General features: G+C 44.1%; 19 protein-coding genes. 4 read left to right on the top strand and 15 right to left on the bottom strand.

Going from position 1 to position 22,638, the window contains the following annotated elements:
* Positions 1-14: 14 nt before the first annotated feature.
* The 15 genes from NPUN_RS10900 to gvpN all read right to left on the bottom strand — a co-directional run bounded on the left by NPUN_RS10900 (position 15) and on the right by gvpN (position 20,696).
* Positions 15-1,265, bottom strand: coding sequence for a GAF domain-containing protein (locus NPUN_RS10900; protein ID WP_012408772.1), 1,251 nt, complete (start codon positions 1,263-1,265; stop codon positions 15-17).
* A gap of 29 nt (positions 1,266-1,294) precedes the next feature.
* Positions 1,295-2,320: a chemotaxis protein CheW gene (locus tag NPUN_RS37505; protein ID WP_012408771.1), complete on the bottom strand. Its 1,026-nt coding sequence runs from the start codon at positions 2,318-2,320 to the stop codon at positions 1,295-1,297.
* A gap of 20 nt (positions 2,321-2,340) precedes the next feature.
* A complete protein-coding gene (locus NPUN_RS10885) occupies positions 2,341-5,469 on the bottom strand; it encodes a hybrid sensor histidine kinase/response regulator (protein ID WP_012408770.1) in 3,129 nt (1,042 codons plus the stop codon).
* Positions 5,470-5,484: 15 nt separating this feature from the next.
* Entirely contained in the window at positions 5,485-10,722 is a 5,238-nt protein-coding gene (locus NPUN_RS10880; RefSeq protein WP_012408769.1) for a GAF domain-containing protein, read from the bottom strand.
* A gap of 132 nt (positions 10,723-10,854) precedes the next feature.
* Positions 10,855-11,388 (bottom strand): chemotaxis protein CheW, encoded by a 534-nt coding sequence (locus NPUN_RS10875; RefSeq protein WP_012408768.1) that lies wholly within the window; start codon positions 11,386-11,388, stop codon positions 10,855-10,857.
* A 14-nt stretch (positions 11,389-11,402) separates the two neighbouring features.
* The gene (locus NPUN_RS10870) at positions 11,403-11,765 is read right to left on the bottom strand and encodes a response regulator transcription factor (protein WP_012408767.1); all 363 of its coding nucleotides are present in this window, start codon (positions 11,763-11,765) and stop codon (positions 11,403-11,405) included.
* Between the two features lie 146 nt (positions 11,766-11,911).
* Positions 11,912-13,243: a response regulator gene (locus NPUN_RS10865; RefSeq protein ID WP_012408766.1), complete on the bottom strand. Its 1,332-nt coding sequence runs from the start codon at positions 13,241-13,243 to the stop codon at positions 11,912-11,914.
* 448 nt (positions 13,244-13,691) lie between these two features.
* Positions 13,692-14,399, bottom strand: coding sequence for a hypothetical protein (locus NPUN_RS10860; protein WP_012408765.1), 708 nt, complete (start codon positions 14,397-14,399; stop codon positions 13,692-13,694).
* 75 nt (positions 14,400-14,474) lie between these two features.
* Entirely contained in the window at positions 14,475-14,696 is a 222-nt protein-coding gene (gvpA, locus tag NPUN_RS10855; RefSeq protein WP_012408764.1) for a gas vesicle structural protein GvpA, read from the bottom strand.
* Positions 14,697-14,934: 238 nt separating this feature from the next.
* Positions 14,935-15,624 (bottom strand): GvpL/GvpF family gas vesicle protein, encoded by a 690-nt coding sequence (locus tag NPUN_RS10850; protein WP_012408763.1) that lies wholly within the window; start codon positions 15,622-15,624, stop codon positions 14,935-14,937.
* Between the two features lie 246 nt (positions 15,625-15,870).
* Positions 15,871-17,694, bottom strand: coding sequence for an AAA family ATPase (locus tag NPUN_RS10845; protein ID WP_012408762.1), 1,824 nt, complete (start codon positions 17,692-17,694; stop codon positions 15,871-15,873).
* Positions 17,695-17,975: 281 nt separating this feature from the next.
* The gene (gene gvpF / locus NPUN_RS10840) at positions 17,976-18,719 is read right to left on the bottom strand and encodes a gas vesicle protein GvpF (protein ID WP_012408761.1); all 744 of its coding nucleotides are present in this window, start codon (positions 18,717-18,719) and stop codon (positions 17,976-17,978) included.
* A gap of 36 nt (positions 18,720-18,755) precedes the next feature.
* Positions 18,756-19,190: a gas vesicle protein K gene (locus tag NPUN_RS10835; RefSeq protein WP_012408760.1), complete on the bottom strand. Its 435-nt coding sequence runs from the start codon at positions 19,188-19,190 to the stop codon at positions 18,756-18,758.
* Complete coding sequence (locus tag NPUN_RS10830; RefSeq protein ID WP_012408759.1) at positions 19,177-19,527, bottom strand: gas vesicle protein; 351 nt, start codon at positions 19,525-19,527, stop codon at positions 19,177-19,179. The genes NPUN_RS10835 and NPUN_RS10830 overlap by 14 nt, the downstream gene beginning before the upstream one ends.
* Positions 19,524-20,696 carry a gas vesicle protein GvpN gene (gene gvpN / locus NPUN_RS10825; protein ID WP_012408758.1) on the bottom strand — a complete coding sequence of 391 codons (1,173 nt, stop codon included), beginning with the start codon at positions 20,694-20,696 and terminating at the stop codon, positions 19,524-19,526. The genes NPUN_RS10830 and gvpN overlap by 4 nt, the downstream gene beginning before the upstream one ends.
* 214 nt (positions 20,697-20,910) lie before the next feature.
* On the opposite strand from gvpN, the gene NPUN_RS10820 reads away from it, so the two are divergent.
* From NPUN_RS10820 to NPUN_RS10805, 4 genes are all read left to right on the top strand, one after another.
* Entirely contained in the window at positions 20,911-21,165 is a 255-nt protein-coding gene (locus NPUN_RS10820; RefSeq protein ID WP_012408757.1) for a gas vesicle protein GvpG, read from the top strand.
* Between the two features lie 134 nt (positions 21,166-21,299).
* On the top strand, positions 21,300-21,608 hold the full coding sequence (locus NPUN_RS10815) for a hypothetical protein (RefSeq protein WP_012408756.1): 309 nt from the start codon (positions 21,300-21,302) through the stop codon (positions 21,606-21,608).
* A gap of 12 nt (positions 21,609-21,620) precedes the next feature.
* A complete protein-coding gene (locus NPUN_RS10810; protein WP_012408755.1) occupies positions 21,621-22,022 on the top strand; it encodes a hypothetical protein in 402 nt (133 codons plus the stop codon).
* A gap of 111 nt (positions 22,023-22,133) precedes the next feature.
* On the top strand, positions 22,134-22,577 hold the full coding sequence (locus NPUN_RS10805) for a pentapeptide repeat-containing protein (protein WP_012408754.1): 444 nt from the start codon (positions 22,134-22,136) through the stop codon (positions 22,575-22,577).
* Positions 22,578-22,638: the final 61 nt, after the last annotated feature.

The raw sequence follows: 22,638 nt of genomic DNA, 5'->3' as shown, positions 1-22,638 counted from the left end.
GGTTTGTGACAATTCTATGGCTTCGACATTGATTTGAGGGTACAAGCAGCGATGTCGGCGATCACTCTAAATTGCTCTTGGATTTGGGCGATTGACTCCAGCCCCGCACTGATTTGGCGATCGCACGGTTCGATAGCAGAAGCAACGTCTGCTGCTGCCACTTGGAGTTCTTGGAACCATTCCTCTATATTTAGGGTGCTGTCGCGGGCTTGACGGGCGAGAATTTCCACCTGTTCGGCAGCAGCTAGCAAACCTTGTTCCTGGTCGTTAGCTTTTGTTGCTTCGATGGCTGTATTCAAAGACAAAACCTGAATTTTGGTACTCAAGCCTTCCACAAGGCGAACAAAGCCAGAAGCTTGCTGACAGAATTCACCAAGGTATTGCAGCTGTTTATTAGTAATAGCAACAGTATCTTGAATAGACATTAAATGCTCGTTGGCAAGCTCGGCGATTCTTACTCCTTCTTGTACGGTCTGGCTCACCTGCTGCAATGGCACTAGTAACTGTGAGCGATCGAGGGATTCAAGCTGTTGAGCAGGTGGAGCTACTATTTCAGCCCAGCGCAAGTTAATTGTCAACATCATTCCTACTTGTTGCAGCAAACTGCGCTCTGCTTCCTGCCATTGTCGGGGTTGAAGGCAATGATGAATAACTAAAAAACCCCAAGGCTGTTGTTTGACAATCAAGGGCAAGCACAGGCTAGCTTGCACCTGAAACCGTTGCCAAAATTGCTGTTGGCGGGGAGTTAATTCCAATACTTCAGTTAGGTTGCCCTGCGAGTTTTGTCCGTCGCCAACATCGGGTTTATTAACAAACAAATTTATCGGTAGGGATTGGTTGAGCAGGGATGTCCAACCCGTTTGTATAGCCTCGGCGATCGCTCGACTGCGATTATCTTCCTCAAAACGATAAATTAGGACGCGATCGGCGTTGAGAACATCTCGCAAGGCGGTGACTGTAACCTCCAAAAGTGCAGTTTGACCTTTTGCCTGTTGCATTTGCCGATCGATCGCCGCAAGTTGTTCTCGCTGGAGCTGAAAAGCCCCTCGAACATTTTCATCATTGTCACTGGGCGAATCCTTAGCCAAAGCTTGGATAAAAGCTTCGATTTGACTTACCTTCTGCTGCAATTGAGCGACCTTTGGTCCCTTAGCAGATTGAAAGACTGCTTTGATTAGAGCCACATTAGCCAAAATTTCTTCTATCTGGATTTCATTTTCAACAGGCTGGGTTTCAGAATTAGGGTCTAAAGTTGCGATCGTCACAGAAAACTCCTTGGCAGCATCAAGTTAAATCAGTGGGTTTGCCATTGCAATGTCTGGGCGATCGCTCTGGTGTCTAAAATCCAGCGATCGCCTGGCAGAATACCTCGAACAAAATTTAGCAGTTTGTTTGGGGAAAAGTCGGTTGGTGCCGATTGTGCTTGCTGTAAATCCTGCCACTCTACATCGTAGACATGAGCCACCAAAAACCCGATTACCTGATTTTGCAGTTCGATAACCAGAACCATTGGCTTTTCTGGTCGTGACTGCCGCTTCAAAAGCGGCGCATAACCAAGCAAATGTTCCAAGTCAACCAGCCGCAGCATCTGTCCTTGCCAATTATAGAAACCTAAAATCCAACTTGGTAAGGCCGGGGCTGGGGAAATTTCTTGGCTAGCGAGATGAATAATATCCTGTATTAAGTCAAATGGTAGCAATCCACTTCCTTGATTCCCCAAGGAAAAACGCAGAAATCTTTGCCGTTGTTCGCCTGATGTCTGCCCAGGAGGCAAGGTTGGGGTTGTTCCGGGCAACCCCAACTTATCAGCCAATATCTGGCTCATACCAAAAAGAAGTACTTTGAGTGATTCCTCGTTTGGTGCTACAGGCAAAACAGCCATGTGGCTAACACAGCTTAACTCCGCTACTTGCCGATAAGACCACGGCACCGGACGCACTGCTTCTAAAGGAATATCGATTAATGCAGGGGGCTTGTCCACAGGAATGCCACAAATTTCCCCAGTCCGCGTTTGAGTCAGAAGTAGGAAGCGCCCTGAAGTGTCAACCGCAGAGGGAACTTGATGCGCCTGTTGGCCTTGTACTTGCTGAATGAACTTCTGGCGCAAGTCCACAATTGCGATCGTTTGCGCTCCCAAGTCAACCATCCCGATACCACTTTCAACCGTACTACTAATAGGGGGACAAGCCATCACCTTGAGAACTGCACCAACTGGCAGGGCAAATAAATAGTCTGCGATCGCAAAAACAACGACTCGTAATGAGTCACGTTCGCTCACAGCGCCAGATAATCGCTTAAACGGAAAGGGAGTGTTAAGCATAGCAATTTACAAGATGAGGGCTAAGGGCTATGAACCAGTTCAGCGATCGCGGCCAGGAAGCTCTGTTCTGAATAGGGTTTGGTCATGTAAGCTTTCGCCCCTAGAGCTAAAGCTAATTGGCGGTGCTTCTGTCCGCTACGAGTAGTCAGCATCACCACAGGAATCCCGGACAAACGCTCGTCTTGGCGATGGTGTTCTAAAAACTCAAATCCATTCATACGCGGCATTTCAATGTCACAAATCACTAAATCGACATCACTGTGTTGCACCAATTGAGCGACCGCCTCTCGACCATCGCCTGCTTGCAACACTTGATAGTCGGCTTTTTGGAGCGTCTGCACCAAACTTTGCCTTTGTACAACCGAATCTTCCACGACTAACACTGTCAGTCGGTTAGGTTGAGCAACGGCTGTATTGACTTCCATCGGCTGTTGTTGCGGTTGCGTTATAGTTGCGGATTGCTGCGCCTCTAGAGCAAGAACAGGCTCAGGCGCGGGCAATATTGCAAGACTTGATGCCGGGGAAGTCGGCATCATATCTGTCTCCCAAGTTTGCCGAACTAACTCCAACGGGTCAACGATTAGGGTCAGACTACCATTGCCCAACACGCTGTAGCCTTGGATGTAACTAGGTAAAGTCAAGACTCTGCCGAGGGATTTAATTACTAATTCCTGCTCGACTAAAATCTGATCGACTTGCAAACACAGGTATTGATACTCTGTTTGCAACAGCAGCAGAGGTTCGATGGTGTTTCGTTGTTTGACTGGAAAAGGACTTAGGTTTAAATTGTGGTCTTGGGTGAATAAAGGATATTTGTAATCCAGCAAATTGGCAAGCGAGCGGATGGGAACTAGTTGCTGATTTTGCCCTTCTCCCCACTGCCAGAATTTTTGGCTGCCTTGCCCGTGTAAAGATTGCTGGACTTGAATCTGCTCTGGCTGCGGTAATAAAACCTGGCTAACTCCTTCAGACAGCAAGCCATAAGTAATACCTTGAGATTGACAAACGAGCAAGCGTGCTGTTGTCAAGCTCAGGGGCAATTGCAGCATGAAGGTGGTTCCCTGCCCTGAAAGCGATCGCACCACAATCGAACCTTGTAAAGCTTGCAATTGAGTGCGAACCACATCTAAGCCGATACCACGACCAGATAACTCACCAACCTGCTTGGCGGTAGAAAAGCCTGGTTCAAATAATAACTCTGCTAGTTGGTCTTCTGAGGCGTAGGCGGCTTGTTCGGGAGTCAGCAGGTGTTTTTCTATAGCTCGCTGACGAATGGATTCCCAGTTAAAGCCTCGACCATCATCCCGTACCTCAATAGTAGTGCGGTTGCCTTGATGATAAGCTTTAATTGTAATTGTTCCGGTTTCTGGTTTACCCTTCTCGCGGCGGGTTTCTACCGGTTCAATGCCGTGATCGAAAGCATTGCGAATCATGTGCAGCAAGGGATCGTATAGCTGCTCAGAAATGGCTTTATCCACCAGTACCTTCGTTCCGCCAAGCTTGAGTTCAACAGGCTTATGATAAGTTGCTACCATCTGTTGCAAGAGGCGGGGTAATCGATTCAACACTGTTCCCAGTGGAACCATTCTGGCTTGCAGCAAATCTTCCTGCGCTCCTGAAAGCAGTTGCTTGCGCTTTCCGAGACTGAAGCGAGATTGCTGAACTAAGCCATTAACAGCCTCAATATGTTCTCCTAATTGCACCATGTCTTCTGTAAGATTTTGCAGGAGAATGTGCAACTCGCTATAGTTATCCATTTCTAAGGCATCAAAATTGGATTGTGCCTCGGTAGCAGAGATAACTCGTGGAGATCCATGTATATGTCGCTGCTTGCGTTCGGGAAGCAACAGATGTCGATCCGACCAAGTAAAAACTTTACTAAGTTGTTGTTGACAGTACAAAAACTGTAGTAGAGTGTCTTGGGCTGCTTTGTGGATGTGGTTAGATTGCAGGTTTTGTTGGTTTTCGCTGATTAGCAATTCCCCAATTGTATGGCTGAGGCGATCGAGTTGTTCTATCGCGACTCGGATACTGGGAAGTGATGCCGATGACTGAGCCTGGAGGCTTGGCGCTGGTGGTGGAGAGGCTGGCCGATCTGAGTCTGAGTATCGGCAGGATGTCTGTGGATCTCCGATCCAGATTGACTGTAAAATCCGATCTATGGCAGAGGGGGCTACTACCGAATCCTGAGAAATAGGTGCCAGTACCTCCGGTGTTTTTGGTACGGAGTTATCAGTCCGCTTCGGGAAAAACGACCAAATTGATTCTGCTTCGCTGGCACTGAGGAGGGGGGATGGCTGATTCTCAGTTGTAGTCGTTGGTGTTGGTGGGGCTGCGATCGCAACTGGCTGTTGCGGTTCTGGGACAGGAGTAATTAGCCCTGCCCATTCTCGCAATTGTGGAGATATCTCACCCCCTTGAGTGCGATCGCCTGCAAGTACTGCTGTTTGAGCTGCTTTAAAATTTTCTAAAGCCGCCTGAGCGATTTGCAATACTTTGTCTGGATGTGCTTTGAGCGCGTTTAGGGTCGCCTGGGCAATTTCTTCTAATCCAGATAAGCCATAAGATGCTGCTAGTTCAACAAAAAATTCTGCTTGGGAGTTGAGTGTTGTTTGAATTTGTTGCGGATCTTGGCTTTGGATGTCAGTTTCCAGTTGTTGCAAATCCTGGGGTACACTCCCGGAAAAGATTGACTCTACGACATCGAAGCCAAGTTCTTCCGAACTGGGAAGCGGAGCCTCACGACCAAAAAAGTCGCCTAGTTTATGTTGAAGTTGGGCGAAGATGGAAGCAGTGCGATCGAGTATTTCTGCCTCATTGCAGGATAAGCCCATCAAGGCTGCACTCAATGGAGTTCGCAGGCACTCATAAGCATCTAGAAGCAAAGCACCCAATTCTGGATCGATTTCCAGTTCTGGAGCGTATAACGCTTGGAATACATCTTCCAAATGATGGGCAATTGTCTGAATAGTTTCTTGCCCAACACTGGCAGCACTCCCTTTGATAGTATGGGCGCTTCGCATCAAGGCATGAACTTTTTCTATTGTTTTTTCATCAAGCAAACCGATCAGATTCTGCTCAATGGTTTGCAACAACTCTGCCGCTTCAGCAAGAAAAGCCTGCTCTTGATTACTGGGATCGGGGTTCATAACAGTTTTGCGAGATTAATCAACTTTGAACTGGCTAACGCTGGTTTCCAGTTGTTGTGAAGTCATCCGTAGTTCCTCAAAAGACTCGGAAATGTGGATGGCACTTTCTGAAGTCTTGCGGGCGATCGCCGAAACATCCATCATCGCCTCTGTCAACATCTGAGATTGCTGACTTTGATGGGAAACTGCTTGGGTAATTCCTTGTACCAGTCCACCAATTTCGTTGGTAGCTACCACGATCGCACTCAGGGAATGACGAGTTTCATCGATCAAGTTCGAGCCTTGGACAACTTGGCTAATCCCTATTTCCATTGCTTCGGTAACTTCGTTGGTACCAGCTTGAATTTCTTGCACGAGTCGCTCAATTTCTGTGGTGGCACTAGCCGACTGATAAGCCAGGGAACGAACTTCATCTGCAACCACCGCAAAGCCTTTGCCATACTCTCCGGCACGGGTAGCCTCGATCGCAGCATTGAGTGCCAGCAAATTAGTTTGAGTGGCAAAGTTTTCAATCAGACTGACTACTTTCGAGATTTTCTGAGAAGCTTCACCGAGGCGTTTAATCTTCTTCGCTGTTTCCGACACGGTTTCCCGAATCTCCAAAATGCCATCTACGGTTCTTTCCATCAGGGAATCGCCAGCTTGGACGGTGTTATTAGCTCTTTGCACCGCCTGTCCTACTTTTTGGGCATCAGCAGCGACTATCTGGGTGGAAGTTACCATCATTTGTAATTGTTCTAGAGCGTGTTCGAGCCGTTCTGCCTGCTGTTGAGCTTGGTCAGATAGTTTCACTACTGAGATCGTGTTATCGCTAGAAGTTTCACTCACCCTGCCAGCAGCAATCTGCACTTGTCGCACTAAATCTCGCAAACTTTGGATCGTAGTGTTGTAACCATCGGCGATCGTCCCAATTTCATCTTCAGATAGGGGCGCTCGAACGGTCAGATCGCCTCTGAAGGATGGTTCCAAAGCCATGAGAACGCGTATAGCTCCTTGTTGGAGTTTTTCGCGGGCGGTGCGTTCGCGCTCTGCTGCTTCTGCTAGTTGCTGCTCTTGAGTACGCACCTGTGTTAGGTAGTCTGCAAGATTGAGGGCAATACCAATCTGGACGCTGGCTTGGTTGAGAACATCCTCCTCGGATTGCTCCCACTGGCGCGATGCGCTATTTTGATAAACTCCCATCAGCCCCCATAGCCGATTTTCTTGAAAAATCGGAGAAATCATGTAGGCTTTAGTTCCCCACATCTCTAACAATTGGATGTGACATTCGTCATGGCCGACACTATATATATTGTCAACCCGCAAACTTTCTTTGCGGACATAACGCCCTCCTTGGTTGTACTGGAGATAGGTATCTCTAACTTTGGCAAGGCTAGTTCCCACCAGCTTAGGCCAATCCCCAGTCACAGACTCAACGACAAATTCTCCAGACCAATCAGGCTCAAACCGGTAAACTCCAACTCGATCTACTTTCAGCAGTTGACGAAGTTCGTGGGTGGCAAACTGGATAAATTCCAGAACATTACCATGACTTTGGGCCATCTCTGTTAACCGACTTGGCAGGCGATAGGAAAATCGGGCGTTTGCTACTTCCCGTTCTGCCAGTTTGATCAGTTCCTCATTCTTGCTTAAGGTTTGTTGTAAGTATTGCGATTGTTGGACGGCAACCCCAAACTGCGTGCCGATTTTCGCTACCAAGTTGACTTCATTCTCTTGCCATTGCCGCGACCCGCTATTCTGATATGCTCCTAACAAACCCCAGAGCTTGTTTCCGGCAATAATCGGGGTGATGATATAGGCTCTAATCTGAAATTGCTCGAGAATTTTCAAGTGGCACTGGGCATGGCCAGCAGTGTAAACGTCATTAATCACAAACGTCTCGTTGTTGCGATAGCGTCCACCTTGGGTTTGTTGTAGGTGTTCGTCTTCCCATATAGTCCTGATCTCGGGACCAACCAAAGCCACCCATTCACGACTTACGGATTCGGCAATAAACTCCCCACCCCAATCTGGATTGAAGCGATATACGGCTAGGCGATCGCATTCCAAATGCGATCGCAATTCTGGTAGGGCATTGCGGAAAATTGTATCTAGCTCTTGAACTTGGCGAATTTTTTCTGACAGCCGTGTTAATGCTCGTTCCCCTTCTGCGGTTCTGGCTAACTCTGCATTCTTATTCTTGAGCTGTTCGATATACTTAACCTGTTGCAAGCCTATACCCATTTGCACAGCTACTTTTCGCAACAGTTGCACATCCTTGGATTTCCACTCGCGAGGGCCAGTATTTTGGTATGCTCCGATAAAGCCCCAGAGTTTGTTTCCAATAAAGATCGGAGCGATCGCGTAAGCCTTAGCCTGGATTTTTTCTAATATCTCTAGGTAGCATTGAACGTGACCGACAGTGTAGATATCATTGACAACAAAGGTTTCATGATTGCGATAGCGTCCGCCCTGAGTTTCTTGTAAATGTTCGTCCATCCAAATCGTTTTGATGTCGGAATCAGCTAAAGACAACCATTTATCTTTTACGGATTCGGCAACAAACTCCACACTCCAGTCGGGATGAAAGCGAAATACTGCTAGGCGATCGCACTGTAGTTGTTTGCGTAAACTTGGCAGTACATTCAGGAAAATTGTGTCCATATCCTGTGCTTGACGGATTTTTTCCACCATCGCTGTCAGCACTTGTTCTTCTTCTGCTGTCCGCGCCAACTCTGCATTCTTCATCTTCAGCTGTTCGATGTACTCAACTTGCTGCACGCTTAACCCCAACTGAATGCCCAATTTGGTCAGCAATCGCACTTCCTCGGAATTCCACTGGCGCGGGCCGCTGTTTTGGTAAGCTCCTAACAAACCCCAAAGTTTGTTGCCAGCAAAAATGGGGGCGATGGTGTAGGCTTTAACCTGGAATTGCTCTAACAGGTCAATGTGGCACTGGGCATAACCAACAGTATAGATGTCATTGACGGCTAAGGTTTCATTGTTGCGATAGCGTCCGCCCTGGGTTTGCTGTAGGTGTTCGTCTTCCCATACGGTCTTGATATCGGGACCAACCAGAGGCACCCAGTCACTTCCTACAGATTCAGCAATAAATTCACCACTCCAGTCAGAGTTGAAGCGATATATTGCAAGGCGATCGCATTTGAACAACTGCCGCAATTCTGCCAAGGTAGTGCGGTAAATCGTTTCTAGCTGTTGGGAATTACGCATTCGATCTGCCATGCGTGCGATCGCGTTTTCTACTTCAGCTACTTGGGTCATTTCTAGATTTTTTAACCGTAGCTGTTCGATATATTCAGCTTGCTGGAGGGCAATGCTTAACGGTTCGGCGATCTGCAACAAAGCACCTGCCTCTTCTTCAGTCCATTGCCGAACCTCAGAATTCTGATAGGCTGCTAACAAACCCCAAAGATTACCAGCGCGGAAGACGGGAACAATGATGTATGCTTTGGCTTGGAACTTCTCTAATGATTCTAAATAGCAAGATGAAAAACCAGCAGCAGAAATATCGTTGACTTTACGGAAGCGCGTTCCTTTGGCGTACATTCCACCCTGCGTTTCCTTCAGATAGGTATCGGCATCAGCTTTAACAGGGGAGCCATAATCCTTAATATTGCAACGTTCTGAAGATATCAGACCTGTTTTTAAAATGCCGTCTTGTTCCTGCATCTCCACCAGTGACGACCAACCAGCACCCACAGATTCAGCGATAACTTCTCCACTCCAGTCTGGATGAAATTGATAAACGACAACGCGATCGCATTTTAAAAATCGCCGCAACTCTTGGGTTGCAGTGCGGAAAAGGGTGCGAAGATCCGTTGCTTGCCCAATCTTTTCAATAATGCCGAAAACAGTACGTTCTCGTTCAACAAGTTTGGCTGACTCCTCAGAGCGGTGATAAAGTTGTTGCTGATATTGCACCTGTTGAATAGTAATACTAGACAGAGTTGCAACCTGTACCATTAGGCGAACTTCACTATCTTTCCACTGACGAGGCTGAGAATTTTGATAGGCAGCGAGCAAGCCCCACAACTTTTCTCCCTGGAAGATGGCAACAATAATGTATGCTTTGGCTTGATAAGCTTCTAAAATTTTGATATAGCAGTCAGAAAAACCAGCACTATAGATATCATTAGTGACTCGATAAATCTGTCCGCGATGGAAATTTTTGCCTTGGGTATGCTGAATGTAGCTATCTGCACTGTGCGATCGCCCTGTTGTCCCAGCCAATCCGCCTTCGTCTGCAAGGTTCCTAACACTGCAATAGTTAACGTTATTGACAATTGCTGGGTTGTTTCGCTGTTCTTCTAATAGAGAAACCCACTCAGATCCAACAGATTCAGCTACAAATTCCCCACTCCAATCTGGCTGGAAACGATAGATTGCGACGCGATCGCATTTTAGCGACTGTCGCACTTCTTGGGTGGCAACGCGAAAGATGGTATCCGCATCTTTGGACTGGAGAATTTTATTCGCTACACCGACCAGAATTTGGTCTTTTTCCACTTCTTGTTGCAATGTAGCTTGAATCGCAGCAACTTGCAGTTGCGCTTCTAATTCCTGCTCGATTAATTTTAGTAACTGAATTTCAGCATTTTGCCACTGGCGAGCAGCAGTGCATTGCTGCACTACCAACAAACCCCAAACCCCATCTTTTGCTAAAATCGGCAAACTCACACAAGCTCTTATTTGAAACCGATCCACGAGCTGCTTTTGGTAAGGGGACAAGCTTGCAGTGTAGGTATCTGCGATCGCAGCTAATTTTTCTTGTTGATAAAGCTTGGCAGAACCCAACCCAAAAGTGACGGCGGGCAGTTTTTCCTTCAGCATTGGGGTAAAGCCGTCCCTCATCCCTTCCGCAACAACTATCCCCAGCGTCGGATTCGTAAATTCATACAGCACCACGCGATCGGCTTGCAGTGCGCTTTGTACCTCTATGACAACAGTGGCGAGCAAAGTATCTAGATCGGAAAATTGGCGGATTTTGCTAGCGATCGCCTGTACTTGCTCTACCTCTAATCCATCTCCTCCCTCTTGATATGGCAACGCACTTAGCAGTTCTTTTAACTTGCGGATTCTCTCTCGCAACGGCCCTGTTTCCACCCAATCAGCTTGATCCAGTTCATTTCGCAATTCTTCTAGAGCGGAGGTGATTTGCTGTTTTGCTGGTACATCAACGGTATGCCCGTTATCGGTTTCCTTATAACCGTTGCTGGAATTTGAGCGAGGTTGGCTGGGTGTATGCATTACCATGATCTTTCTTGCTATGAAGGTTGTCGGAGTTAATAAGTAGAATGCTTCAGGGGGCTAATTTTTTTAGAACGGCTTCAGCGTCCAGAAGCCTTTGTGCATCCGCCCTTGGCGTTGTATAGGAAGCTCTGAACTTTAAAGAGGCTGAAGGGCTTGAATCACAACCTGGGTGTCAAGTAACATCAAAGGGCTACCTTGAGAATCCACAAAGTAACCCTGTAAGAATGAGCCTAGTCGGCCAGGTAACATCGATGTCGAAATCTCTAACCGCTCTTGGGGATCGTGAACTTCAATGGTATTGACTTGCTCTACCAACAGCCCGACGGTTTGATTCTGGACTTGAACAAGCATCGCCATGCCAGAGTTACGCACACTTTCCCGCCGACACCAGTGTGTTGCCCCCAACAAACCTGCTAAATCAAGAATCCAGATCGCTTCTCCCCGCCAATTCATTATGCCTAACAGGAATTCTGCTACCTGCGGTACTGGTAAAATCTCGGTCAGTGCAACCTGAATTACTCCCCGCAAATCAGCTAATGGGAGTAACCCATTTACCTTTCCATTCAACGGAAATCTTAAAAATCTCTGGTTGTTTCCTTGGGTAGAGTTTTCAAGTCGAAATTGGCTATTAATGGGTAGCGAAGAAAAGCGATCGTTGCTCTGTACCATTGCCCCAGTTTCCTTTAGCGAATAAATTTACTAACAGTTTGGAGCAAGGTATTTTCGTCTACAGGTTTGACTAAATAGCCATCAGCGCCACTCATATTGCCCCAAGTTCTATCAACATCTGTGTTTTTAGTTGAGCAAATCACTACCGGAATTCCTTTTGTTGTCGGATCGGCTTTCAACTTGCGGCAGAACTCAAATCCACTTTGGCCTGGCAAAATCAAATCCAGTAAGATCAAGTCAGGTTTTTGTTGTTTCAACCGCAGTTGAGCCTCTTCACCACTACGAACTTCATAAACTGAATATCCTCCTTGCTCTAGGTAACGTGTCATCTTTTCGGATTCTGTGAGGCTATCTTCAACTAAAAGAACTTTTTTCATTTTTTTCCTAACTATTTAATTCAGAATTTGAAAAATAATGGCGACAAATAAATTAACACCAAGCTAGATTTAGGAAGCAATTTTCCATCCACAATCGGTTTTGAAAATGGATGTAGAGGAGCCACTGGTATGACTGTCGCTTTAACCTAAACGGTTAAATACTTGTGAAGCATATTGAGTACTTTGTCTGCTTCTACAGGTTTACCCAAAAAGTCAGTTGCTCCTACTAATTTTGCTCGCATCCGATCTACTATTCCATCTTTCCCCGTTAAGATGACAACCGGCACATTTTTGAGACTTGGAGTTTTACGGATTTGAGAACAAATTTCATAGCCATTTACTTTTGGCATCAATAGATCCAAAAAAATGAAGTCTGGCTTACTTTTAATTAGGTTTAAAACTGCCGTCAAGGAATCTTGAATGCCAACAAAGCGATAACCTTGATGGGTCATAATTTCCTCTAAACTGCGACAGATCGTTGGACTATCATCCACACATGCTACTAAAGGTCTTGAGAGATCAATAATTGCTTTGCTAGCTGCTGGGGGGGCAACTTGTATAACAGTGTTCTCTTCTTTCTTCAGTGAAGAATTGAAATTATTAACTGCACTAGACGGACTGACAATTTCTTTACTAGTCGCTGGGGGAACAACTTTATTGAAATTGGGTGCAAATTGTAAAACAGTGTCCTCTTCTGTCTTGAGTGAAGAATTGGAATTATTAACTGCACTGGACGGGTTGCCAGTTTCTTTACTAATCACAACCTGCCTGAGCTTTGGGATAGGTGAAAAAGCGATCGCCCCTGTTTTTACCAATGTCATCAATAACCGAGTCAAAGCTAAGACATCCCGACCGCTTTTTTGCCCTAGACCTCGTAAAGTTTTTGTTCCATCAACTAGAGCAATAATCTGTTTAGAGGATGCTTGTCCTTGGAGTAACTCAATTTGTTGAATGATCGGAAATAAATTGGGCGAGTAGGTTGCCAGTCCTGCATCTCGCCATTCTTGCCAGGCTTGTGTAGCCCGTTTCAAGACTTCCTCAGTTGGTATTACAGCTAGGAGAACCCCAGGAACTTCACCAACAACGGTAGTATGTGACAACTGCCCTGCTGGATTGTCGCCATTTCTTTTGGCTTCAATGTACTGCATGATATCAAACAGGACTTCAGCTATTGAGCTTGCAATCAGACTAACAAGTTGTTGTTGTTCGATTAATTTTTGTTCTCGCAACTTAGCAAGAATGGAATACTCGCGATAATTTTCCTGGGGAGAGACAAGCTGCTCCAACTGTGTCACATCCACATTAGAACAGTAGCGCAACAAATGTCGTCGCCATCGCTCATCGGCATTAGAACCACCAGCCTGCCAAATTAATCGTCCTAAGCGAAAATATAGCGTCCAAGTCGGCCCATCCCTTGCTTCAAGATTCAGCCTACCTGTGAATAATTTAGTTTGAAGTTGCTCAATCAATTGATTCACAATGGATCGCACCTCCTTATATATACTAAGTTTTGCATTTACATTAAAATTGCTCAAACAATCCAGCTTACTAACTTTATTGCGCGATTGCCAATAGCACAGTTCAAAACCTTGATTGAGCTATTCCAGCTTGTTATATCCCTTTCTAATATGGATATTTTTAAAGTTCAAAGCCAGAAGCTTGAACAAAGATTTAAGCTCTTTTTCTAATTATTAATAGGTTAACTAATTATTAATAGGTTAACTTGTTGTCATGTTACATCTACTGAGCAAATTGCTTGTATAGATGTAGTTGCAATGCAATACAGACCTGAAAAAGATGGAAATGTTGAACACTACAAGACATAGACCAGCTTAAAAGCTTATCGATTTTGTACTATACTGCTTAAGGTGATAGACATAAGCGATCGCATTCTGCTAGTCTGCCAATACAAAAAATGAGCTTGAATTAAGTTTGTCCAGAAATTGTTTGTTGCCGAATAAAGTATTGGCGATCGCGTTGTTCCAGTATCCCTTGCTTGATCAAGGAGCGCAGGATATCTATCGTTTGCACCCGGCTTAAGCCTATAACCTCTTCAATTTCTATCAGAGTAGCTCCTTCAGCTTGCTGAATGTATTGCTGCACTTTAGATTTAGCAGTATCTGCATTCAAGGCAGGCACTTTCTTAGTCATGGTATTGACGGAAGCACGGAAACCAGTGGCTTTAATTGCAGAACGGGAGATTGACCATTTTGGAACTGTTGCAACTAATTTCTCTTCTTTAGCAGGAGGTGGGGAAACTGCTTGTTCTTGACTGCGATCGCCCAAAACACTGTTATGTAAGATTGCCCGGAAATTTTGCAAGTTTTGGAATAATGCCTGAGCCTTTACTGCCCGCTGTTGGCGGTATTCTTGCTGACGTTGCCAGACATCAGTTTTTATTTGCAATATTTCCAATTGCCGCTCTACAATCTCTTGCTGAAATTGCTGCTGTTGTAAGTTCCTATCGTTGTGAAGGCTGGTAACAAAACTGCTCAATTCTTGATGAAGCATATCTGCTTGCAACTGCAATTCTTGTTGAGTTAGCTGTTTCCACTGGTTAACTTGTTGACGGCGTTCAGCAGTTATTTGTAATCGCTGCGATCGCTCTTGTTCCCATAAATTCTTGAGAGCCATCAGCTGAAATCTCCTATTTTGTTAACTAGAAACATTAAATGGGAGCCATGAAGACTCCCTTTTTATAATGTGCTATTAAGCAGCAGATGGAACAGCAGCCTGAGATGTTAAACCAACCGCCTCAGCATATCTTAAGTAAGTTTCAACTGAAGCAATAACAATCCGAGCTTCTATTGATAGCAGTTCAATACCAACTAAAGAAACACGTACCCAAGCATCAATTACAATTCCTTTGTCCAAGATGCGGTCAATAACTTCAGCCAGACTTGAAGATGAGTTAACTTTTTCAACAGCCATTTTCTTTTTCTCTCACAACTCTAATTATTTATTTCATCTTGCTCTGATTGAGCAGTAGGTAAAACTTACACAATGTGTTTTATTCTTCCTGGGTTTAGTATTCCCAAAAAATGAGATAAATATAACAAAATAAAAAAATACTAAAAAGTTCACAATATTTTTTTAGACAAAAATTAAAGAAAAAATTATCTCATCTTTATATTTTCTGGGAAAGTTTTAAATATGATTTTTTATGAATTTATATGAGAGTATTTTTTAAAAAATGATACGGTGGTAGAGGTTCGCTCAGTGCCAATTGCCAGTGCGAGCATTGTACCTGCCAGAGGGAAAACAGTTGCGTACTGAGCGTTGAATCGTTGCGTTGTGCCAAAAAGTGGATTTGCCGCACATCTGACTGTCGAGTTTCACAGATAACATTTGTATATGTTTTGAGAATTAACTCGTTCAAGAGTTCCCACTGTTCGCATTGTTGTGCTTGAAATGCTTGCTGTGTTTGGTAGCGTTGTTTTTTAGCTAATAAATAGGCTTTTCCCCTGGCATCAATAGTGTCAGAATCGTCAAGTAAAGAACAGGCTGTCACTTTTACACTGTACTCAACTTTGTCTGCTAGCTGAGTTAGGGTTTCTAGATATTGCTCTTGGTGGTTTTCTAGATGATTCAGCAGTTTTTCTACAGAGGTAAAACCCCTCCCAAAGCGTAGGGGAAGAAGGGGAGTTTGTTGAAAAAGTTCTCGAATTACGTGATCGTGGTTTAATACAGCTTGAAGTAAACGCTCATCCGTTGCCTGTATTGCCTCCAGTGAGATTTCCGGCTCTACGAGAGCAGCTAAACCAGAAGAGTAAACTAGTTCGGTATTTCTTTCCATCCCTAAAGGTAGAACAAGCGGTGATGCGGTGGGGACTAGAAGAGCATAAGCGTATATTGACATAAGTAAAACGGCGTAAATATTTGCAGTTGGGATGAGGCAAGAGACAGGAAGGAGGCAGGAGGCAGATGGCAGGAGGCAGGAGGGAAGAGGGTTTAAGTTAAATTTACTTTAGTAACATAACTTAAGTAGCTTCCGCTCTGAACTTCTGCGTTTTTTCAAGTAAGCTATTCATGCCTAGTTTTCGCACAATCAAGCATGAAAATTCTTCCTTCTGCCTTCTGTCTTCTGCCTTCTGTCTTCTGTCCTCTATTGAGATTGATGCTGATTAGCAAGCATTTGGTATGTAACTTGGAAATCATCATTTGTAATCTGAATCAAGCTGGAGTCAGTCAATCCTTGGGCGCGGTATCGACGAATGGCGCTTAAAGCAGCTTGATTGCTCAACAAAGCCAAGTCTGCTCCATTCCAACCCTCGGTAACTGTCGCCCAGGTTTCTAAATCGACATCAACCAGGGGACGATCTAGATTGTGAACTCGTAAAATCGCTAATCGGCTGGCTCGATCTGGTAGATCGATTTTTATTTGTAAGTCCAATCTTCCTGCTCTGAGCAAGGCAGGATCGAGCGCTTCTGGACGATTGGTTGCTCCTACTAACAGTACTTTCGGGCATTCATGCAACCCATCCAGTTCGGTGAGCAGTTGACCAACAACGCGATCGCTAACTCCAGAATCACCAGTGAATCGTCCCCGTGCTGGTGCCAGGGTATCAATTTCATCTATAAACACAACGCAAGGAGCTGCTTGCCGAGCTTTGCGAAAAAGTTCTCTGACTGCCTGTTCTGCTGCACCTACCCATCGGCTGAGTAATTCCGGGCCATTCACAGCAATAAAGTTGGCTCTAGCCTGAGAAGCGATCGCTTTTGCAAGTAAGGTTTTTCCCGTTCCAGGCGACCCCCACAACAGAATCCCACGGGGAGGCTTGGCTTTTGTTTGCTCGTATAGTTCGGGATAGAGGAGTGCGCCCTCTACAGATTCTTGAAGTTTTTGTTTCACATCATCCAAACCACCAATGTCATCCCAACTGACGCTCGGTACTTCAATTGCTACATCCCTGAGAACTGAGGGTTTTATCTCCTTAATTGCTTCGAGAAAATCCTGCTGTACGATAGTCATGTTCTCAGGAACGGGGCTGTTGAGTGAGGGGACTTGACGACGAAGGGCAATGTAAGCTGCTTTTTGGCAAAGAGCTTTGATATCGGCACCAACAAAACCGACAGCCAAATCAGCGATCGCTCCTAAATTAACCGAAGTCTCCAAGGGCATGGCACTTGTTAAAATCGTGAGAATTTCCAATCGTCCATCGCGATCGGGAACCCGAAACTGAACTTCGCGATCGAAGCGTCCCGGACGACGCAGCGCCGGATCGAGATAATCGGGACGATTTGTTGCCGCTAATACAAGTACGCCCTCGGTTTTGGCAAACCCATCCATTAACCCAAGCAACTGCGCCACTAGTCTTTTTTCAACTTCACCTTCCACTTGGCTGCGATCTGGGGCAAGGCTGTCAATTTCGTCAATAAATATCAGGCAGGGAGCAGAACGAGTTGCTTTCTCAAAAATACTTCGCAAACGAGCTTCTGCTTCCCCGTAATACTTGCTCATCACCTCTGGGCCATTGATGGCAATGTAGTTTAACTCTAACTCTTCTGCCAAAACACGGGCTGTTAAAGTTTTTCCCGTACCAGGCGGGCCAACGAGCAAAACCCCACGCGGAGGCTCTAACCCTAATTTCACCAATAAATCTGGACGTTTAAGTGGAATTTCAACTAACTCTCTGATTTCTTGGAGAACATCAGCCAAGCCGCCGATACCTTGCCAAGCAGCTTTTGAGTTCGTCCGAGCTGATGGGGGGGTAACATCAGTATCATCCATTGGTGTAGTGCCAACGGTGGAATTGGATCGGACTCGGCTAGAATTACTTGTTCTCGGAATATTGCCTTGCCGGGGAATACTACTGAGATTATGAGAGCGAATTTGAATAGAAGTTTTTAACTCGCCTTTCTCTACTTTTTCTTCTAAAGCTTTGGCAATTTCTAATAGGTGTTCAAATCCTTTAAATATGTCGTCCATTGATTTTACTTAAATAAAAGGCAAAGAAAAATTTTATTTTCATAGGACTTACGCAAAATAATGAAAAAACGAACCGCCTTCGCGTTAGCGTCTCCCCTTGGGAGAAGGACGCATAGACACGTTCGCGGAGCGTCTCGTAGAGAAGTGGCTTCCCGCAGGGTAGGACGCAGATAAATAAGAGTTTTAGAGAGTTATTGCGTAAGGCCTGTTACGAAAAATTAAAAGTTTCAATAATTTTTGATTCTCAATTTTTATTGCTGTTGAACAGAGAGAGGAATTAATCAGTTGGAAGTGGTTAATCGAAGACGAGCAAAGTTATACGGGGCAGTGAAATTGTTGTAACGAATTCGCAAACGGTTTTCAAATTGACGATCGAGTGATTCAACGTGTTCGCTAAATTGTGATTCTGCTTCCCAAGGAATTAGGTAGGCTGAATTGTAGATCATTGTGTCCACTTGGGGAGTATTTTCCACCACCTCGATCGCAATGGAGTTGAGCGTGCCTTTAAATACATCTATGATGCCTTGCTTGCGATCGCTCATTCCCTGTTCGATGACTTGCCCTATTTGGATTACCCGCTCCATACTCAGGGGTTGACCCACTAGCTTATCCCTTTCGGTTTTGAGATTTGGGTGTTCTGCTAATAGTCCCTGAATTTCTGCCTCGGTATCCCAAAAAACTTTGACACTAACTTCTCGGCAACCCGATAACTTCGCAAGCAATTGCGTCAATTCTTCTTGATGAGGACGAATTAATTGCTGCGAAACCGTTTCCCAGCTTGAAACCAAAAGTCCAAATTGCACGGGCAGTAAATAGCGATCGCCTGCTTGCATGATTTCCTCAAGGACTTTCTCATGACTTAGCAGGTTACGACGGCTGGCCAAATAACGCTCTTGCTGTGCTTCCGAGTAGATGACTGCAAAATCATCCAAAATTTTAATTTGTACAGGTTGCCGATCTAAGCCCTCTAAATTTAAATTTTGTGGAGCAGGCAAGGTCAAAATTCCATAAATGTAAAAACTCATATAAATGTCTTACCAAGAAGAATGTAGATAAAAAAGTTACAGGGGTTTAGAGGTGAGTACTAATCTTAACTTGGCATGAACTAAGCTTAACTGAGCCAGTCCTAAGTCCAAGTCGCCTTCAACCACAACACCAGTATTTAATAGGCGATCGAGGAGTTCTAGAATAGAGGGTTGACTAGAGGTTTCACCGGGGTAGTATCCTCCAGATTGGGGAAGTAAATTTCCCATTTCACCCAAGTTAATATTTAGATCGGCTGGGTCAATATCAAATATCTCGCAAAGCTGAACAACCTGCTGTTCAAGCTTTTGCAGGCTTTCGGCAGCCCGATCTAGCTCAGAGTCGTTGAGAGTGCCAGCATCCATGCGCCGAATCACCTGAGCTTCCATGAGTTGGCGTATCAGTTCAACAACCGTCAGTAACAACGGCGCTAAACCGGAATCGGAACCTTTTGATTTGCTAATCGCCTGCATTCTGATGATTAATAGGATTGAGTGCTTTGAGCGATTGCAGTTCTGTTTCTAGACTGGCAAGACGCTCTTGAAGTTGTTGATTAGTTGCTAATAAGGTGCGAGTTTGACTATTAAGATAGGGGTCGCTCTCCCACCAGTTAATTCCAATCTCTTTGGCTTTATCAACAGAAGAAATCAACAAACGAATCCGGATGTTGAGCAATTCTGTGGAGCCTACGGAAATAGAAATATCTCCTGCGATAACAATGCCTTTATCCAGAACCCGTTCTAGAATATCTGCCAAGGTAGAACCTTGAGTTGATGTGGTGATAGCTCCCCGGTTAGTATTAGTACTCATTTGTTTATTAAATGGCCAGAATCAAAAGCAACTGTTTGTGATATGCTCGGCGACTCGGCATTGCCCTGCATTTGGACTAATACTCCCTGCTCCCTGAGAGACTTGAGTGCAGCGACAATTTGACTGCGATCGATCCCTAACTCTACTGCCAATTCAGAGAAACGCCTTCCTGGAGAATTACATAGGTAGTTGTAGACTTCATGCTCGTAAGGTACTCGTTGTTCCAATACAATCTGATTTTGGTTGTTTGGTATTATCTCTGACGGCTGAGATTGAGTATTTATACGATGATAGAATTCACTTAAAACCTCTTCCAGTAGTCGAGTTGCTTCTATGAGAGGTTGATTCGTGCGAGAAAGCAGGATATCGGCACAAATATCTTGGAAGCTAGGATCTCCAGGGTTTACGGAAATTTCATGTTCGTGGCAGATTTTGGCAATCATCAGACAGGAACGCAATCCACCGCCCTGTCCAGAGCCAGATCGACTCCAAAACGTCCGTACTATGCGGACAATTACTTCTGCTTTCTCAGAATCTATACCTGTTTTATGAACTACAATTTCCTGCTGACTCAGTTCATCAGGTGTAGGCATATCGATGGTAATAACACGATCCATCAAAGCATCCTGAGTTGCATGAACTCCACAATACTCTTGAGGATTTGATGTTAAGATTGCCCGAAACTGAGGATGAACCCGGATATACTCGGCTCGATGTTGGTTTGTTGGTAATACTAACAACCTCTCCTCAAGTACGGAGAGTAAAACGTTATTTACCTCCGGGTGCGATCGATTGAATTCGTCGTAAACCAGCGTAAATCCTTCTTTACAAGCTAAGGTTAATCGTGCATCAACCCAATGTTGTCGGACTTCATCCTCAACTTTGATAACGCTGTGGATGAAGTTATCAACAACCTTTTTACGGGTATAACCTAATTGATTACCAATCAAGTCTGAGGTTTTAAACTCATCATCTCCAAATAAGAGGATGATCGGCTGATTGAGCAAATCAGCTAGATGCATTGCCAGAGTAGTTTTTCCGACTCCGGCTGCACCACGTAAGTGTATTGAAAAACCTGACTGTAGATAGCGCAAAGCACGTTGAGCGATGCGTTGAACCGCAGGTGTATTGACAAATCGTTGGGGAGATGCATTTAATACTGTTGTCAAACTCTAAGTACCTCCTCAATAGTAATGTGTCATACAAAAGTATTTTTTGTTACACTGCAAATATAAAATACAGATGTCAATCAGCCTTAACTGGACTCAAATCCAACGGATTTTGGTATCAACACAAGACTAGTAATGTTTAATATTTATGTCATCAGCATGATTACGGTCTTGAAAGGATACCTTTAATAAATCCACACAGGTGTAAAGCAATATGGTTCTGCGCTTCTTACTATTACCGATTACTGGCCCATTAATGGGGGTAACGTGGCTTGGGGAAAAAATTTTAGAACAGGCGAGTACTGAAATTGATGATAAAGAAAATCTGAGCAAGCAGCTTCTTGCACTCCAACTTGCTTTTGATATGGGGGAAATTCCTGAAGAAGAGTTTGAAATTCAGGAAGAAGCTCTTTTATTAGCGATTCTGGAAGCAGAACAGGAGGAACGCGATCAAACACAAGAGTATTGAAATTCTTTCCTAGCTTGTGTGATTTATTGCTTTAACTAACGTGCGCCTCCGTTGGAGACTCACGTTAATTTTAAAAATTTTGTTAGCTATTATACTTAAATAAATTATGCTTCTACTGTACAAGTATTAATTTAATGGAAGCTTTACCCGATAATTGGGCAGATATTCAACCAGATACTGTATATCTTTCAATCAGTGGTCTGCTAGTTTTATTTGGCAGTGAACAAATAAAGCTGGGATTAAAATATGATCGGAAGGGGAAACATTTAAAAGCCATTGAGAAAGGGCTTGTAACTCCTCGCGGTAATGTTGGGTTGGTGCCTTCCCAAGAATCTGGTTACGATTTGAAATCTAAAGTCTTAGGTAAAGGTGGCGACCGCCGATTTCATGCAAAATTCATTGATGGTATATTGCACTTCCCTGGTTTGGTAACAGAACATTAAACCCACATAAGTATGACAAGACTCGAATTAAAAAATCATCAACTTTGGCAAGATTTAACTGAAATATTACAAAGTTTAGATGCTAATCTTCTTGTTCAAGAACATCTTGATCAGTGTGATTATAAAGTGTGTGGCTATTGGGATGAACAAGATGAGTATTATGAGAAAATTACGTTACCTCGTACCCTAAAAGCCGAATTAGTTAGCAGTTCAATAGGCGTTACTTACAAAGAACGTTTTTTACAACTAAAGTTTTTGCTCATAGCTGATGCTGTTGATAATACGAAAACTGCAAGTAGCAATGCTCAAAAACTTGGTGAATTGGTTCTTGTTTATGATGAAAATCTAGAATTTATTGATGAGAATTGGCTTTTAGATGTCGATTCTTCATTCCTTGTGAAGCTATCTGGCTAATTTTAGGCAATTGAGTAGAAGTAAGAAATAACTAAGCAACAAATTTTCGTGCCTAGCGCAAAGCTGAATTGTGATATAGTACATTTATACTTATTTTTTGAGGTAAAAAAAATGGCTAACAGAATACACTTGAGCTTACTGCAAAATGGAGAGGAGTGGAACAATAAAGTGGACTTAGATCCAAACTTTAAAGCCGATCTTAGCGATGCTGACCTTTCTGGACAAGATTTTTCTTATAGAAATTTTACAGGTGCTAATTTAGCTAATGTTAACTTTAATAAATGCAATTTAACAGGAGCTAATTTTGATAAAGCTAATTTAGTGAGGGCTAAATTCAAAGGAGCTAAATTATTATCAACGTATTTTACTGAGGCTAATTTAAGCAGTGCTGATTTTAGCCCTTACGAAAAAACTATGGGGAATATAGTAGAACCTATAAAAACAGATTTTAGCCTTGCGAACTTTACTGATGCTATTACAGATAAAGCAAATTTTACTGACGTTAGATTTTTCAAAACAACTATGCCAGATCGTAGTTTGCATACTTCACACTAGTATGTACAGGGTTTTATTTCCTAAAATAGAGAGCAAAGGGAATGAGAATGATATAGACAAG

This window comes from Nostoc punctiforme PCC 73102 (assembly GCF_000020025.1).
GTDB lineage: Bacteria > Cyanobacteriota > Cyanobacteriia > Cyanobacteriales > Nostocaceae > Nostoc > Nostoc punctiforme.
The sequence above is the reverse complement of the archived record's forward strand: the minus strand, read 5'-3'. Positions and strand labels throughout refer to the sequence as shown.

Excerpts from the sequence above, each read along its gene's own strand:
- NPUN_RS10805 (WP_012408754.1), top strand. The coding sequence starts at position 22,134 with ATGGCTAACAGAATACACTTGAGCTTACTGCAAAATGGAGAGGAGTGG.
- NPUN_RS10830 (WP_012408759.1), bottom strand. The coding sequence starts at position 19,527 with ATGAGTACTAATACTAACCGGGGAGCTATCACCACATCAACTCAAGGT.
- NPUN_RS10885 (WP_012408770.1), bottom strand. The coding sequence starts at position 5,469 with ATGAACCCCGATCCCAGTAATCAAGAGCAGGCTTTTCTTGCTGAAGCG.
- NPUN_RS10875 (WP_012408768.1), bottom strand. The coding sequence starts at position 11,388 with ATGGTACAGAGCAACGATCGCTTTTCTTCGCTACCCATTAATAGCCAA.
- NPUN_RS10815 (WP_012408756.1), top strand. The coding sequence starts at position 21,300 with ATGGAAGCTTTACCCGATAATTGGGCAGATATTCAACCAGATACTGTA.
- NPUN_RS10850 (WP_012408763.1), bottom strand. The coding sequence starts at position 15,624 with ATGTCAATATACGCTTATGCTCTTCTAGTCCCCACCGCATCACCGCTT.
- NPUN_RS10845 (WP_012408762.1), bottom strand. The coding sequence starts at position 17,694 with ATGGACGACATATTTAAAGGATTTGAACACCTATTAGAAATTGCCAAA.
- NPUN_RS10860 (WP_012408765.1), bottom strand. The coding sequence starts at position 14,399 with ATGGCTCTCAAGAATTTATGGGAACAAGAGCGATCGCAGCGATTACAA.
- NPUN_RS37505 (WP_012408771.1), bottom strand. The coding sequence starts at position 2,320 with ATGCTTAACACTCCCTTTCCGTTTAAGCGATTATCTGGCGCTGTGAGC.
- NPUN_RS10810 (WP_012408755.1), top strand. The coding sequence starts at position 21,621 with ATGACAAGACTCGAATTAAAAAATCATCAACTTTGGCAAGATTTAACT.
- gvpF (WP_012408761.1), bottom strand. The coding sequence starts at position 18,719 with ATGAGTTTTTACATTTATGGAATTTTGACCTTGCCTGCTCCACAAAAT.
- NPUN_RS10870 (WP_012408767.1), bottom strand. The coding sequence starts at position 11,765 with ATGAAAAAAGTTCTTTTAGTTGAAGATAGCCTCACAGAATCCGAAAAG.
- NPUN_RS10880 (WP_012408769.1), bottom strand. The coding sequence starts at position 10,722 with ATGGTAATGCATACACCCAGCCAACCTCGCTCAAATTCCAGCAACGGT.
- gvpA (WP_012408764.1), bottom strand. The coding sequence starts at position 14,696 with ATGGCTGTTGAAAAAGTTAACTCATCTTCAAGTCTGGCTGAAGTTATT.
- NPUN_RS10835 (WP_012408760.1), bottom strand. The coding sequence starts at position 19,190 with ATGCAGGCGATTAGCAAATCAAAAGGTTCCGATTCCGGTTTAGCGCCG.
- NPUN_RS10820 (WP_012408757.1), top strand. The coding sequence starts at position 20,911 with ATGGTTCTGCGCTTCTTACTATTACCGATTACTGGCCCATTAATGGGG.